The following is a 14,363-nucleotide window of genomic DNA, read 5'->3' on the forward strand; positions in this document are numbered from 1 at the left end:
CCGGCCCGGCGCGGCGTCCGGCCCGGCGCGGCGCGGGGCGCTGATCGGCGCGGCACCCCGCGGTGATCGACTCGGTTTCCTGAAAACCGGTGCGTCAAACCGTCCCGGACACCGCGACTTCATGAAAACCGAGTCGATCAAGGCACGGGCGCGGGAGGCGCGGGGCATCCGGAATGCCTGGCCCGCCGCGAACGGCGTTGGCGGAGACGGGTGGTCGGCTGCGCCGGTCAGCCGGCCGCGAGCGCGGCAGCAAGGAAGAGCACCAGGCCGACGGTCAGGTACGCCGTGGGTGGACGCAGCCAGCCCCGACCACCGTCGGCGAGCGCCAGACCTCCGGTTCGTAGGCCGTACAGCCCGGTCGCGAAGATCGGCAGCCCGGCAACCAGTGCGATACCCACCACCACGTTGCCGGCGTCCACCGGGTCGCCGGTCACGCCCGCCAGCAGCACCCGCAGCGCAGGAATCTCGAAGATCAACACCAGCAGGGCGAAGAGTACGGCCAACACCGGCCGGCGGGTCCGGTAGACGCCGTCAGTCACCGGGGCGTACGCCGGCTGCTCCGCAGCGGGCAGGTCGGGGCGTGGGCCGATCCCCGGCATCGGGCCGGTCGGCATCTCCAGCGGGTGCGGCGTGTCGCCGGCCCGGGTCGGCTCGACGATCGGGTACCCACCGAGCGGAGCGGGACGAGCCTGCTCGACGGGCACACCGCCCGGCGGGACGACCGCGGACGTGGTGTCGCGGGCGGCCTCCGGCGCGGGGGTGATCAGCGGGACAGCGGCCGACTCCCGGGCGGCCCGGCGACCGGGCAACTCGCCGGAGATCTCCGAGGGGTCCCGATCCGCCCTCCGGGAGCGGGTCGCCCGGTAGCCATCGGTCTCCGGCCGCCCGTCCGCCAACGGGTCGATCGCACCAAACCGCCCAGATTCTGGCTCGGGCGTACCGAATCGCACGGGCGGGGCGCCCACCGCACCAAAGCGACCCGAATCCGGCTCCGACGTGCCGAAACGACCCGAGTCCGACTCCGGCGCACCACCGAAACGACCCGCGTCCACCGCGCCGAAGCGGCCGGAGTCCGGCTCCCGGCGTCGGCCGATGCCGGTGTCCTCGACGGAGCGGCCCTCGTCGGTGCCACGCTGCTCGGGGACCTCACCGTCCCGGTACCGCGATTCGCCCGTGCCGCGCCACTCCGACTCGCCGTAATCGCGACCCCGCTCGTCGGGGTACCAGCGCGACTCCTGATCTTCCGGAAAGCTCCGTCGTCCGTCCACGTCAGGCACCGTATGCGACCGGCTTCGCCCGCGCCATTTCACCCCGGCTCGGTCGGCGCCGGTCGCCCGCGAGGGATGCCGTAGCACAGCGCGGGCATGATCGTCCGGTTGTCCACAGAGCGCCCGTTGTCCACAGATGGGCCGTCGTCGGGCTAGCCGCGCTGGCACCCGGGCGGGCACCGTGCCGGCCATGACGAAGCGGAACCAGGCGGTCGGCGCGTACGGCGAGCGGTGCGCCGCCCAGCACCTGACCGAGGCGGGTCTGCGCCCGATCGCCCGAAACTGGCGCTGCCCGGCCGGCGAGATCGACATCATCGCGTGGGACGGGCCGGTGCTCGCCTTCTGCGAGGTGAAGACCCGCCGGGGCGACGACTTCGGCACCCCGGCCGAGGCGGTCGTGCCGGCAAAGGCCCGCCGGCTGCGGGGGCTCGCCGCGCGCTGGCTGACCGAGACCGGCACGACCGCCGACGAGGTGCGTTTCGACGTGCTGTCGGTACGGCTGCCCGACGCCGGCCCGGCGCAGGTGGATCACCTCAAGGGTGCGTTCTGACATGCGCGCGGACGGATCGGTGGCGCGGCCGTGAGCTACGCGAAGGTGCTCTGCGTCGGGCTGGTCGGGGTCACCGGCCATCTGGTCGAGGTGGAGGCCGACCTGGCCGCCGGCCTACCGGCTGTGTTGATCTCTGGTCTGCCGGACACCGCCCTGCACGAGGCCCGCGACCGTGTCCGCGCGGCGGTGGTCAACTCCGGCCAGCGCTGGCCCAACCGGCGGATCACCCTCAATCTGCTGCCCGCCACGCTGCCGAAATTCGGCTCGGCGTTCGATCTGGCCATCGCCGCGGCTCTCCTGGGTGGCTCGGGTGAGTTGCCGCTGCTCCCCCTGGAGGGGGTGGTGGTCCTCGGCGAGCTGGGGCTGGATGGCACGGTGCGGCCGGTGCGCGGCGTACTCCCGATGGTCGCCGCCGCGGCCCAGGCCGGCGTCGGGCGGGTCATCGTCCCGATCGGCAACGCCGCCGAGGCCGCGGTCATCCCAGGGGTACGCGTGCGCGCGGTGGACACCCTGCACCGGCTGGTCGCCTTCGTTCGGGACGGTACCCCGTTGATCGAGCCGCCGGAGGCCACCCCGACACCGGTCGTCGACGGGCCGGATCTCGCCGAGGTCGCCGGGCAACAGATGGGCCGGCGCGCGTTGGAGGTCGCCGCGGCCGGCGGGCATCACGTGGCGCTGGTCGGGCCGCCGGGCGCCGGCAAGACGATGCTCGCCGAACGACTGCCGTCGATCCTGCCCGAGCTGGACGACGAGGCGGCGCTCGAGGTCACCGCCCTGCACTCGGTCGCCGGGCTGCTGCCACCGGGCGGTCGCTTGCTGCGCCGTCCGCCATTCCAGGCGCCGCATCACACCGCGACCGTGCCGTCGTTGGTCGGTGGCGGCTCGGGGTTGGCCCGACCCGGCGCGGTGTCGCTGGCGCACCGCGGCGTGCTCTTCCTCGACGAGGCCCCCGAGTTCAGCAAGGGCGCCTTGGAGGCCCTGCGCCAACCGTTGGAACACGGTCGCATCCAACTGACCCGCAGCGGGGGCGGCACGGTCTATCCGGCCCGGACCCAGTTGGTGCTGGCGGCCAACCCTTGTCCGTGCGCGAAACCGTCTGGTGACGCGCACTGTGAGTGCAGCCCGCTGGCCCGCCGCCGCTACCTCGGCCGGCTCTCCGGGCCACTGCTCGACCGGATCGACGTACAGGTGCGGCTGATGCCGGTGACGGCGGCGGAGTTGCTGGCACCCGCCGGCGGCGTCGAGTCCTCGGCGACGGTAGCTGCCCGGGTATCGGCGGCCCGGCAGGCGGCGGCCACCCGCTGGGCCGGCCTCGGCCGACGGCTCAACGCCGAGGTGGAAGGCCCGCACCTGCGCCGACCGCCGTGGCGGCTGCCCGCCCGCGTCACCGCCGAGTTGCGTGGCCGGCTCGATTCCGGCTCGTTGTCGGCACGGGGCTTCGACCGGGTGATCCGGATGGCCTGGACCATCGCTGACCTGGACGGTCGGGACCGACCAGATCTGGACGACGTCCGGGAGGCGCTTCAACTACGGACGGGAGAGGCGACGTGAGCGCCGATGACGAGCGCAGGCTGGCCCGGGTCGCCCTGACCTGGCTGGCCGAGCCGGGCACCCGCGTGGTGCACCGACTGGTCGAACGGCACGGCCCGGTGGCGACGCTGGACCTGCTGCTCGACGGCGGCAGCCCGGACGGTTGGCTGCACACCGCGGTTGCCGCACGCTCGGCGGCCGACGACGCGCGGGCGGTGGCGACGGAGGCCCTGGAGCGGGCGACCCGACTGGGTGCCCGACTGGTCACGCCGGACGACGAGGAGTGGCCGGCCCGGGTCGACGGCTTGGCCGCGCTGCGTCTGCCGGACGTCAGCCGCCGGGTGGACAGTGAGACCGCCCCACCGCTCTGCTTCTGGGTACGCGGGAGTTGGCCGCTCGGCGAAGCCCTGGATCGCTCGGTGGCCGTGGTGGGTGCGCGGGCTGCCACCAGCTATGGCCAGCACGTCGCGACCGAGTTGGGATACGGGCTGGCCGAACGGGACTGGACTGTCGTCTCCGGGGGCGCGTTCGGCATCGACGCCGCCGCGCACCGGGGTGCCCTCAACGCTGGCGGGCTGACCGTGGCGGTGCTCGCCTGCGGGGTGGACCGGCCGTATCCGATGGGCAACGCCGCGCTCTTCGACCGGATCGCCGACACCGGGCTGTTGGTCAGTGAGTGGGTGCCGGGCGCCGAACCACTGCGGCCCCGGTTCCTGATCCGCAACCGGGTGATCGCCGGAGGCACCCTGGGCACCGTCGTGGTGGAGGCGTCGGCGCGCAGTGGTGCGGCGCAGACCGCTCGGCGGGCCATCTACACCGGTCGAGTGGCCATGGTGGTGCCGGGGCCGGTGACGTCGGCGATGTCCGTCGGCGCGCACGAACTGCTCCGCGAGCACCCCGACAAGGTTCGGCTGGTCACCGGAGTGGCGCACGTGCTGGAGGAGGTGGGTCGGATCGGCGCGGACCTGGCCCCGCTGGCGCGCGGTCCGCAGCGGCCCGCCGACGCGCTCGACGACGACGCGCGGTCAGTGTTCGAGGCGTTGCCCCGTCGAGGTGCGATGGGTGTGGACCGGCTCGCTGCCCGCGCCGGTGTCGACGTACGGACGGCGTTGCGCAAGCTGTCCCTGCTGGAGGAGCTGTCCATGGTGGTCCGTCGCGACGACGGCTACGCCCTCGCCCCGCCCCCCAAACCGAAGCGTGCGACGGCGGTAACAGCGGCGGAGACATCAGTGCCGACCTAGCGCCGCAGGTGGGTGTGCCACGGCAGAGCGGGTCGGGGTCCGCGTCTGGACCCGCGGAGGCGGTCGGCACGCGGAGGCGGTCGGCACGCGGAGGCGGTCGGCACGCGGAGGCTGCTCGGGACCTCGGCCGCGCGCTGGTGCCGGTACTGTGCGCGCTCATGGGTGCTATCAAGCCGTGGCATATCGCCGTCCTGTGCTGTCTCGTCACGTCGGTGGCACTCATTGGCGGCTTGGTGGCGCTCCTGGTCAAGAGGGGCAACCGCCGGTAGCCAGGGGCGCCGAACACCGATATCGCGTGGCAGGTGACAGGCGACAATCGGCCGTAGGCTGGTGCCGTGCCAGCTGTCAGTGAGGGTGCCGGGGTCGATGAGCCGGCCAGTACGCGGGCGCGGCCACGATGAGCCGGTCCGACCGGGGCACCCGGGCCCTGCACCAGGCACTGCCGCCAGCGTTGCGCGACGCGGTCGACGACTTCGCCGAGCACCTGTCCCGGGTGCGTAACCGGTCGGCGCACACCGTTCGCGCGTACGTCACCGATCTCGTCTCGCTGCTCGACCACGCCGGGCGGATGGGCTGCGTCGACCTCGCCGAGCTGGACCTGTCGGTGTTGCGAAGTTGGTTGGCGCGCCAGCGCACCACGGGCGCGGCCCGCACGTCGTTGGCCCGGCGGGCCGCGTCGGCGCGGGCGTTCAGCGCCTGGGCGCACCGGGCCGGGCTGCTCACCGCCGACGTGGGCGCCGCGCTGGCCAGTCCCCGCGCGCACCGCGAGCTACCCACCGTCCTGCGCGCCGACCAGGCCGCCGCTCTGGTCGAGGCACCGGCCGGGCGGACACCGCCCGGCAACCCGCCACCCACGGCCCTACCGCGCGCACAGCCAGCAACCACGAACCCAGCCCCGACGGACCCTGCACGCCCGGACCCGACGGGGCCAGGACCAGCACATACGGACCCCACGCGGACAGGACCAGTACTCACGAACCCAGCGACCGGGCCGACGTCGGCCGCCGCGCCAGACGCCGCCACGCCAGAGGCCGCCGCGCTGGACGCCGCCACGGTAGATGCGGCCGCCGAGGCGGTGCCGCTGCGCGACCGGGTGCTGCTGGAACTGCTCTACGCGACAGGGGTACGGGTCAGCGAGGCCTGCGGGTTGGACGTCGGGGACGTCGACCATGGCCGGCGGGTGATCCGGGTGTTCGGCAAGGGCGGACGGGAGCGCTCGGTGCCGTACGGAGTGCCCGCGCAACGGGCGCTGGACGACTGGCTGCGCCGGGGCCGTCCGGCGTTGGTGGGCAACCGCTCCGGCGACGCGCTGTTGCTCGGTGCCCGGGGCGGGCGGCTCAACCCGACGACCGCGCGTCAGATCGTCGGCGGCTACGCCGAGGCGGCCGGCCTGCCCCGGACCAGCCCGCACGGTCTGCGCCACTCCGCGGCAACCCACCTCCTCGAAGGTGGTGCGGATCTGCGCGCGGTGCAGGAACTGCTGGGCCACTCGTCGCTGGCCAGCACCCAGATCTACACGCACGTCTCGGTCGAGCGCCTACGCGCCGCATACCGCCAGGCACACCCACGCGCCTGACCCCGAGCGGCAACGCGCCGCGTACCGCCAGGCACACCCACGCGCCTGACCCCGAGCGCCTACGCGCCGCGTACCGCCAGGCACACCCGGTCACCCGATCAAGTAGCGGGGGCGAACAGACCCGACGGTTACGATCATCACGTGAGCGTCCCGCAGCCCCCTGAGCCGATCCCGGGCGCCCGTCTGCTCTTCTCCCTGGACCCGGCGGTCAGCCATCTCAACCACGGCTCGTTCGGCGCGGTCCCGATCGGTGTGCAGCGAGCCCAGCAGCGGCTGCGCGACGAGATGGAGACCAACCCGCTGCGCTTCTTCACGCAGGGGCTGGTCGACCGGATCGGGCACACCCGCCGTCACCTCGCCGGGTTCCTGGGCGCCGACCCCGACGGCAGCGCCCTGGTGGGCAACACCACCACCGGCGTCGCCGTGGTGCTCCAGTCGCTGGGGCTGCGACCAGGTGACGAGGTGCTCAGCACCGACCACGGGTACGGGGCGGTGAGCCTGGCCATTCAGCGGGAGTGCCGCCGCACCGGGGCGGTCAGCCGGGTCCTGCCGATCCCGCTGGACGCCACCGACGAGCAGATCGTGCAGATCGTCCGCGCCGGCCTGCGCCCCGGCCGGACCCGCCTGCTCGTCGTCGACCAGCTCACCTCGGCCACCGCCAAGCTCCTCCCGACCGCCGCCATCGTCGGGGTGTGCCACGAGCAGGGCGTGCCGGTCCTGGTGGACGCCGCACACGCCCCCGGAATGCTGGCCACGACGGTGAGCAGCATCGGGGCCGACTTCTGGGCGGGCAACCTGCACAAGTGGGCGTACGCCCCGCGCGGCACCGCCCTGCTGGTGGTGGCCCCGCGGTGGCGGGACCGGATCGAACCACTTGTGGTCTCCTGGGAGCAGGAGTCGGGCTTCCCGGCCCGGATCGAGTGGCAGGCGACTCTCGACTACACGTCCTGGCTGGCCGCGCCGGCGGGCCTGTTCACGTTACGCAGTCTCGGCGTCGACCGGGTACGCGAGCACAACGCCGCACTCGCCGCGTACGGCCAGCGGGTGGTGGGGGACGCGCTGGGGGTGCCCCCCGCTCAACTGCCTGCCCCCGGCGGGCCGGGGGTGGCTCTGCGCCTCATTCCGTTGCCGGCCGGCACGGCCGTCAGCATCGACGCGGCGCGGGCGTTGCAGGCGCGGATCGGTGCACGGCTCGCCGTCGAGGTGGCGGTGATGAGCTGGAACGGCCGGGGTTGGCTGCGGCTCGCCGGGCAGGTCTACAACACCGCCGACGAGTACGAGAGGCTGGCCGCACGGCTGCCGGCGCTGCTCGCCCAGCGCTGACCGGACGGACCGGGAGCAGTCGCACCGGGCCGAGGCCGAGCAGTGCCAGCGGGTCCAGGTATTCCGTGCCCCGGCGCAGGCCCCAGTGCAGGCAGGCGTCGGCCGGGCAACCCGGATGCCCGGGCAGCAGCTCCCCCAGTGGTGTGCCGGCGGCGACCGGTTGGCCGGGGCGTACCGCCGGTTGGACCGGCTCGTGGGTGGTCCGCAGCCCGTCGGCGTGCCCCACGGTGATCACCGGTCGGCCGGCCACCGGGCCGGCGAAGAGCACGGTGCCGGCCCCGGCGCTGCGGACCACGGCGCCGGCCGGGGCGGCCAGGTCGACACCCCGGTGGCCGGGCAGCCACGGCCGGGGCGGCGGGTCGAACCGGCGCACCGGGCGAGGTGGCCCGTCGACCGGCCAGCGGAACCGCTCGGGGCCGGCGTCCGCCGCGGCTGGCAACGAGACGGGCACCCGCGCGGCACCGGACGGTGGGCCGCCGGGCAGCGCCGCGACCAGCATGGCCAACCCGCAGAGCGGGATGGTCAGCGCGAGGGGAAGCGCGGCGCGGAGCAGCACGGTGTGACGGATCGAGCCGACGGGCGGGGCGGATGGTGGTCGCATGACAGCAGCTTCCGACCGCCGCTGGGCCGTCTGCCAGCCCGACCGACCAGGCTGTGGACAACCGGAGGCTCTGTGGACAACCACCATCGGCGCGGATGATCTGCTATGCCTCGACCATCCCCACCGGCCGCCCACCGGGCAGCCGCCGGGCAGCCGCACCGCCGGGCAGCCGCACCGCCGGGCAGCCGCACCGCCGAGCGGCCGCACCGCCGAGCGGCCGCACCGCCGAGCGGCAGAGCCGCCGCACCGCCGGCCAGCCGCACCGCAAGTCCGAGCCGCCGGACCGCCGGACAGCGCCGAGCAAGCGAGCCGCCAGGCAACCGAGCCGTTTTCGGGCCGTCGCGCAGGGCCTAGGCTGGGTCGCGTACGGCGGGTGCCGCCGTGTGGACCGGGGAGGCACAGGCATGACCACTGTCGACGACCGGACGCCGACGGTGGCCGACGTGAGCGGCCCGTCGCGGCTCGCGGAGCCGGACGAGGCGATCAGCGCCGAGGAGTTGCAGCTCGCCGCCCGCAACCACGGCATCCCGCTGGAGGCGCTGCGCTACGACGTCACCCCGGCCGGGCTGCACTACCTGCTGATCCACTACGACATTCCGGAGCTCGACCCGGCGACGCACACGCTGACCATCGGCGGGGCGGTGGACCGGCCGCTGACGGTCACGCTCGCCGAGTTGCGGGAGCGGCCGCGGGTCACCCGGCAGGTGACGCTGGAGTGTGCCGGCAACGGGCGTGCCCTGCTGCGTCCCCGGCCGGTGAGTCAGCCGTGGCTGGTCGAGGCGGTGGGCAACGCCGAGTGGACCGGCACCCCACTGGCACCGCTGCTGCGGGAGGCGGGCCTCGGGCCGGACGCGGTGGACGTGGTCTTCACCGGCGCCGACCACGGTGTCGAGCGCGGGATCGAGCAGGACTACCAGCGGGCGCTGCCGGTCGCCGACGCGCTGCGCGAGGAGGTGCTGCTGGCGTACGAGATGAACGGTGCTCCGCTGCTGCCGCAGCACGGTGCGCCGCTGCGGCTGATCGTGCCGGGCTGGTACGGCATGGCGCACGTGAAGTGGCTCCACTCCATCGAACTGCGGACCGAGCCGTTCGAGGGCTACCAGAACGCGGTCGCGTACCGGGTGCGCACCGACGCCGACGACCCGGGTGTGCCGGTGACCCGGATCGAGCCGCGCGCGCTGGTCCGTCCGCCCGGCTTCCCCGATTTCATGTCCCGCCGCCGGGTGCTGCGGCCCGGGTCCTGCACGGTGGACGGCCGGGCCTGGTCGGGGCACGCGCCGGTGGTCTCCGTGGAGGTGACCACCGACGGTGGGCGGAGCTGGGCGCAGGCCGAGCTGGACCCGGCGGACAGCGGCGACTTCGCCTGGCGGCGCTGGCGGTACGTGTGGACGGCGACCCCGGGCCGGTACGTGCTCGGTGCGCGGGCGACCGACGCGTCCGGGCGGACCCAACCGGTCGAGCAGCCGTGGAACCGTGGCGGCTTCGCCAACAACCTGGTGCAACGGGTCGAGGTCGTGGTGCCGGCCGAGTGAGCGGCAGGTGTCACGCCACGGGTGGGGGCCCGCGGTGCGGCCGAGGGGCGGGGGCGGTCAGCTGCCGAAGCCGGAGTCGGCGGGCAGCGAGATGTCCGGCTTCTCCAACTCCTCGACGTTGACGTCCTTGAAGGTCATCACCCGGACGTTCTTCACGAAGCGGGCCGGACGATACATGTCCCACACCCAGGCGTCGTGCATCTCGACCTCGAAGTAGACCTCGCCGTCGGAGTTGCGCACGTGCAGGTCGACCTGGTTGGCCAGGTAGAACCGACGCTCCGTCTCCACCACGTAGGAGAATTGGCGGACAATGTCGCGGTACTCCCGGTAGAGCTGCAGCTCCATCTCGGTCTCGTACTTCTCGAGATCTTCCGCGCTCATCGCACTCCGCCTTCCATGGCCACATCTTCCCCCACCGGCGCCGGAGGCCGAGGCTGCTCGCCCAACGCCACGCCGACGGTACCCCCTGACGCCCCGGAGCGCTCCATCGGCTCTTCCAGCGCGTGGCCGCCGGGGCGTCGGGCGCGCGGCGGCCGTCCGTCGCGGCCGGAGACCGCGGCGACATTGACGTACGAGAACCGGTGCTCCCGGCACGGCCCGTGCTCGCGCAGCGCCGCCGAGTGCTCGGGGGTGATGTAGCCCTTGTGCTCGGCGAAGCCGTACGCCGGGAACACCCCGTCCAGCTCCACCATCAGCCGGTCCCGGGTGACCTTGGCCAGCACGCTGGCCGCCGCCACGCACGCCGCCACCCGGTCGCCCTTCCACACCGCCAGCCCCGGCACGCCCAGGCCGTCCACGCCGAAGCCGTCGGTCAGCACGTACTCCGGGCGGGTGGTGAGCGAGGCGAGCGCCCGGCGCATCGCGGCCAGGTTGCACACGTGCAGCCCCCGGGCGTCGACCTCCTCGGCGGGGATGACCACCACGGAGTACGCCAGGGCGCGGTCCACCACCTCGGCGTACACGCGTTCCCGGCTGGCCGGGGTGAGCAGCTTCGAGTCGGCCAGCCCCTCGACCTCGCCGCGCCGGCCCTCGGGCAGGATCGCGGCGGCGGCGACAAGCGGACCGGCGCAGGCGCCCCGGCCCGCCTCGTCGGCACCGGCGACGTGCCGGAAACCGCGCCGTTGCAGCGCCCGTTCCAGGGCGTACAGGCCGGCCTCGCGGCGGACGACGGTGCGCGGTGGGGTCAGCACGACGCCTCGTCGCGGTCGGTCGAGTGGCCCAGCCGGTTCAGCAGGGCGGGCAGCTCGGCGGGGTAGAACCGTTCGCCGCTGGCCGCCAGGTCGTCGGGCAGCCACCAGCGGTGGCCGGTGATGCTGCGCTGCTCGATGTCGTCGAAGCCTGCCGTGTCCACCTGCCAGGACCCCACCCGGAGGAGGAAGAAATCCTGCACCTGCCGATACCACACACCGTCGAACGGGAACTCGGTCGTGTCGGACCAGACCGGCTCGCCCAACTCGACCGGGTCGAGCCGCAGACCGGTCTCCTCGGCCAACTCTCGGGCCGCGCCCACCGCCGGAGCCTCCCCCGGGTCGAGCCCACCGCCCGGGGTGAACCAGTAGCGGTGGTCTGGTCGAGCCGGGTCGAAGCCCTCGAACAGCAGGACCCGGCCGGCCGCGTCGACGAGCAGCACGCGGGCCGCTCGTCGAGGGGTGTAGACACGGTCGGCACTGTTCGCGCCTGCGGGGCTCGCAAGCTCACTCCTCGCGCTCACGGTCACCGCCTTAGCCTGCCAGACCGACGGCGGATCGCCCACGCCCCGTCGGTCTACGGCTTGGGAATGCCGTCGAACTGATCCGGCACCGTCAGCCAGGTGGCCCGGTTGACCGGCCAGAAGACGGTGAACGCCCGCCCGACCACGTCGTCCTCGGGGATCGTGGCCTCGGTGATGTTCTGCCCGGACTGCTGCCAGTGCTCCAGCGAGTCACCGGAGGCGGAGCGGTGGTCACCCATCACCCACAGCCGGCCTTTCGGCACGGTGATGTCGAACTCCTGGTCGGCTGGCTTGTCGCGGACCCCGTCCATGGAGAAGATGTACGGCTCGTCGAGCGACTTGCCGTTGATCATCAGTCGCTCCTGCGGGTCGCAGCAGACCACGTGGTCGCCGGGAATCCCGATCACCCGCTTGATGAAGTCCTCGCCGTCGGGGTTGCCGCTCCACTCGATCGGAGCCTTGAAAACGATCACCTCACCGCGGTGCGGCGAGCGGAAGTCGTAGACCAGTTTGTTGACCAGCACCCGATCATCGATCTTGAGAGTGTTCTCCATGGACGGGGAGGGGATGAAGAAGGTCTGCAGCACGAAGGCGCGGACCAGCACCGCGACCAGGATCGCCACACCCAGCAGGATCGGCAGCTCCTTCCAGAAGGAGCTGCGCGGCTTGTCGGTCTGCTCGTCAATCACGCCAAGGAGCCTACGTTGCCGAACTGGACGTCATCGACCGGAACGCGCGGGAACGAGGCAGTGCGGCCGCCAGCGGGAGGATCAGCACCACACCGCCCTGCGGAGTCGGTCGCGCCGGGGGCTGGCCCGCGGATGCCACGCTCGGCGCGGCCACGTCGTCGAACGTCGACGGCACCGGCAGCGAGTGCCACCGCGACGAGGGCCAGACGACCATGAAGGCCCGGCCGATCACGTTGTCGATCGGCACCGGGCCCTGGCAGCGCGCGTCCTGCGAGACCTCACGGTGGTCGCCCATCACGAAGATCTGACCGGGCGGTACGACGACCTCGTCGAAGCGCCGGGACCGGCACTCCAACGGGTTGGGCGGCAGGTCCAGGGGAGAGTCCCGCAGGACGTACGGCTCGTTGAGCGGCGTGCCGTTGACGGTGACCCGCCCCTGGCTGTCGCAGCACTTGACCCGGTCGCCGGGAACGCCGATCACCCGTTTGATGAAGTCCTTCTCACCGGGTCGACTCACCCCGACCAGGTCGCCGACGGTCCGGGTCAGCTTGCCGACGAAGCCCGGCTCCGGCTGCTCGTCGACCTGTGGCGCCCACCGGTCGGTGCCCCGGAAGACCACCACCTCGCCGCGGATCGGGTCGCGGACGTCGTAGACGACCTTGTTGACAAGCACCCGGTCGTCGATGAGAAGCGTGTCCTCCATCGAGCCGGACGGGATGTAGAACGCCTGGAGCAGGAAGGTGCGGATCAGCACCGCGAGGCAGAACGCCACCACCAGCAGCAGCGGAAGCTCCTGCCAGAGTGGCATCTGTCGACGGGTGCGGCGGGCGCGACGGCGCCACGGATCGACGGTGTCGTCTTCGTCAAGTGTCTGCACCACGCCACTCCCCGGTCCACAGAAACACCACCGCCCGGGAACCTCGTCGAGGCTCCACGGGCGGTAGTGGACGGCTATCCGCCCACGTGGGCGGGCCCGCCGCCGTGCTGCGCCCGTGACGACCAGGGTAGTGCGGTCTGGTCGTTACGGCATACGCGCAGCTCGGGCGGCGTGGCGAGCGGGAAGTCAGCTGGGCTGCTTCTCCCGCTTCTCCTTGATCTTGGCCTTCTTGCCGCGCAGCTCGCGCAGGTAGTAGAGCTTGGCGCGACGCACGTCACCGCGGGTCACGATCTCGATCCGGTCGATGCCCGGGCCGTTGAGCGGGTAGGTCCGCTCGACACCGACACCGAAGCTGACCTTGCGGACCGAGAAGGTCTCGCGCAGACCGTCACCCTGGCGACGGATCACGACGCCCTGGAAGATCTGGACACGGGACCGGTTGCCCTCGACGACGCGGGCGTGCACCTTGACGGTGTCACCGGCCCGGAAGTCGGGAAGGTCGGTCCGCTTCGACTGGGCGTCAAGGGCGTCCAGGATGTTCATCGCTGCGTCCTCGTAAGGCTCACGGCGCACCGTCACTCGGTGCGCGGGTGGGTGATTCTGATCCCCGGGTGGTGGTCGGCGGGCCGACCCCGGTCGGTGATCCTCGCAGCCGTCCGCGGGCGCGGATGGATGCGGCAACCCCTCTACTTTGCCACATCCCCCGGTGACGACTGAAACCCGGCCCGGTCCAGGGCCGCGATGTCCCGTTTGTCGAGCCGATCCGCGGGCAGCGCGGCGAGCAGGTCCGGACGGCGGGCGGCAGTCCGCAGCAGACCCTCCTCGCGCCGCCAGCGGGCGATCTTGCCGTGGTCACCGGAGCGGAGCACCTCCGGCACGTCGTGCCCACGCCAGCTCGGCGGCTTGGTGTAGATCGGGGCCTCCAGCAGCCCGTGCGCGTGCGACTCCTCGTCCAGCGAGCCCGCGTTGCCCAGCACGCCCGGCAGCAGCCGGGTGACCGCCTCCAGCATCACCAGGACCGCGACCTCACCGCCGAAGAGCACGTAGTCACCGAGCGAGACCTCGGTGACCGGCATCCGGGTGGCGGCGTGCGCCAGCACCCGCTGGTCGATGCCCTCGTACCGGCCGCAGGCGAAGAGCAGGTGCGACTCGGCCGCCAGCTCGTATGCCATGGCCTGCGTGAACGGGGCGCCGGCCGGCGACGGCACCAGCAGTCGGGGCGGCGGGGCCTCGGCCGGCGCGAGCGCGTCCAGCGCCTCACCCCACGGCTCCGGGCGCATCACCATGCCCGGCCCGCCGCCGTAGGGGGTGTCGTCGACCGTGCGGTGCACGTCGTGGGTCCAGGTCCGCAGGTCGTGCACGGCAAGCTGGAGTACGCCGTTGGCCCGCGCCCGCCCGATCAGCGACAGGTCCAGTGGGGCGAAGTACTCCGGAAAGATCGACACGACGTCGACGCGCATGGGGG

At 73.1% G+C, this 14,363-nt stretch carries 13 protein-coding genes and 3 pseudogenes; 7 read left to right on the top strand and 9 right to left on the bottom strand.

Features of this window, described 5'->3' with window-relative positions:
• Window positions 1-227 precede the first annotated feature (227 nt).
• Window positions 228-1,305, bottom strand: a pseudogene (locus tag ACGFIQ_RS02220) (hypothetical protein).
• A 153-nt stretch (window positions 1,306-1,458) separates the two neighbouring features.
• Between ACGFIQ_RS02220 and ACGFIQ_RS02225 the strand changes: the two are divergent.
• From ACGFIQ_RS02225 to ACGFIQ_RS02250, 6 genes and pseudogenes are all read left to right on the top strand, one after another.
• Window positions 1,459-1,818, top strand: a complete 360-nt coding sequence (locus tag ACGFIQ_RS02225) for a YraN family protein (protein WP_393237946.1) — start codon at window positions 1,459-1,461, stop codon at window positions 1,816-1,818.
• 30 nt (window positions 1,819-1,848) lie between these two features.
• Entirely contained in the window at window positions 1,849-3,369 is a 1,521-nt protein-coding gene (locus ACGFIQ_RS02230) for a YifB family Mg chelatase-like AAA ATPase (RefSeq protein WP_393237949.1), read from the top strand.
• Entirely contained in the window at window positions 3,366-4,589 is a 1,224-nt protein-coding gene (gene dprA / locus ACGFIQ_RS02235; protein WP_393237952.1) for a DNA-processing protein DprA, read from the top strand. Before ACGFIQ_RS02230 ends, dprA begins: the two co-directional genes overlap by 4 nt.
• A 397-nt stretch (window positions 4,590-4,986) precedes the next feature.
• Window positions 4,987-5,244 (top strand): annotated as a pseudogene (locus tag ACGFIQ_RS02240) (site-specific integrase); the annotation flags it as partial.
• 3 nt (window positions 5,245-5,247) lie between these two features.
• On the top strand, window positions 5,248-6,165 hold the full coding sequence (locus ACGFIQ_RS02245; protein ID WP_393240307.1) for a tyrosine-type recombinase/integrase: 918 nt from the start codon (window positions 5,248-5,250) through the stop codon (window positions 6,163-6,165).
• A 141-nt stretch (window positions 6,166-6,306) separates the two neighbouring features.
• On the top strand, window positions 6,307-7,488 hold the full coding sequence (locus ACGFIQ_RS02250) for an aminotransferase class V-fold PLP-dependent enzyme (RefSeq protein WP_393237955.1): 1,182 nt from the start codon (window positions 6,307-6,309) through the stop codon (window positions 7,486-7,488).
• A gap of 7 nt (window positions 7,489-7,495) precedes the next feature.
• Here ACGFIQ_RS02250 and ACGFIQ_RS02255 read toward each other — a convergent pair.
• Window positions 7,496-8,089: pseudogene (locus tag ACGFIQ_RS02255) on the bottom strand (murein hydrolase activator EnvC family protein); the annotation flags it as partial.
• A gap of 404 nt (window positions 8,090-8,493) precedes the next feature.
• Between ACGFIQ_RS02255 and ACGFIQ_RS02260 the strand changes: the two are divergent.
• Window positions 8,494-9,621 (top strand): sulfite oxidase, encoded by a 1,128-nt coding sequence (locus tag ACGFIQ_RS02260; protein ID WP_393237958.1) that lies wholly within the window; start codon window positions 8,494-8,496, stop codon window positions 9,619-9,621.
• Between the two features lie 57 nt (window positions 9,622-9,678).
• Here ACGFIQ_RS02260 and ACGFIQ_RS02265 read toward each other — a convergent pair whose 3' ends face one another.
• From ACGFIQ_RS02265 to trmD, 7 genes are all read right to left on the bottom strand, one after another.
• Window positions 9,679-10,002 carry a DUF2469 domain-containing protein gene (locus tag ACGFIQ_RS02265; RefSeq protein WP_011905215.1) on the bottom strand — a complete coding sequence of 108 codons (324 nt, stop codon included), beginning with the start codon at window positions 10,000-10,002 and terminating at the stop codon, window positions 9,679-9,681.
• Window positions 9,999-10,811 (bottom strand): ribonuclease HII, encoded by an 813-nt coding sequence (locus ACGFIQ_RS02270; RefSeq protein WP_393237961.1) that lies wholly within the window; start codon window positions 10,809-10,811, stop codon window positions 9,999-10,001. The genes ACGFIQ_RS02265 and ACGFIQ_RS02270 overlap by 4 nt, the downstream gene beginning before the upstream one ends.
• A complete protein-coding gene (locus tag ACGFIQ_RS02275; RefSeq protein ID WP_393240309.1) occupies window positions 10,805-11,332 on the bottom strand; it encodes an NUDIX hydrolase in 528 nt (175 codons plus the stop codon). The genes ACGFIQ_RS02270 and ACGFIQ_RS02275 overlap by 7 nt, the downstream gene beginning before the upstream one ends.
• A 53-nt stretch (window positions 11,333-11,385) precedes the next feature.
• Window positions 11,386-12,021 (bottom strand): signal peptidase I, encoded by a 636-nt coding sequence (lepB, locus tag ACGFIQ_RS02280; RefSeq protein WP_393237964.1) that lies wholly within the window; start codon window positions 12,019-12,021, stop codon window positions 11,386-11,388.
• A 10-nt stretch (window positions 12,022-12,031) separates the two neighbouring features.
• Window positions 12,032-12,901 carry a signal peptidase I gene (lepB, locus tag ACGFIQ_RS02285; RefSeq protein WP_393237967.1) on the bottom strand — a complete coding sequence of 290 codons (870 nt, stop codon included), beginning with the start codon at window positions 12,899-12,901 and terminating at the stop codon, window positions 12,032-12,034.
• A 183-nt stretch (window positions 12,902-13,084) separates the two neighbouring features.
• Window positions 13,085-13,441 (bottom strand): 50S ribosomal protein L19, encoded by a 357-nt coding sequence (gene rplS, locus ACGFIQ_RS02290; RefSeq protein ID WP_007456548.1) that lies wholly within the window; start codon window positions 13,439-13,441, stop codon window positions 13,085-13,087.
• Window positions 13,442-13,584: 143 nt separating this feature from the next.
• Complete coding sequence (gene trmD, locus ACGFIQ_RS02295; RefSeq protein WP_393237970.1) at window positions 13,585-14,358, bottom strand: tRNA (guanosine(37)-N1)-methyltransferase TrmD; 774 nt, start codon at window positions 14,356-14,358, stop codon at window positions 13,585-13,587.
• Window positions 14,359-14,363 lie beyond the last annotated feature (5 nt).

It is taken from the genome of Micromonospora sp. NPDC048898 (assembly GCF_043198035.1).
In the GTDB taxonomy this organism is placed as follows: domain Bacteria; phylum Actinomycetota; class Actinomycetes; order Mycobacteriales; family Micromonosporaceae; genus Micromonospora.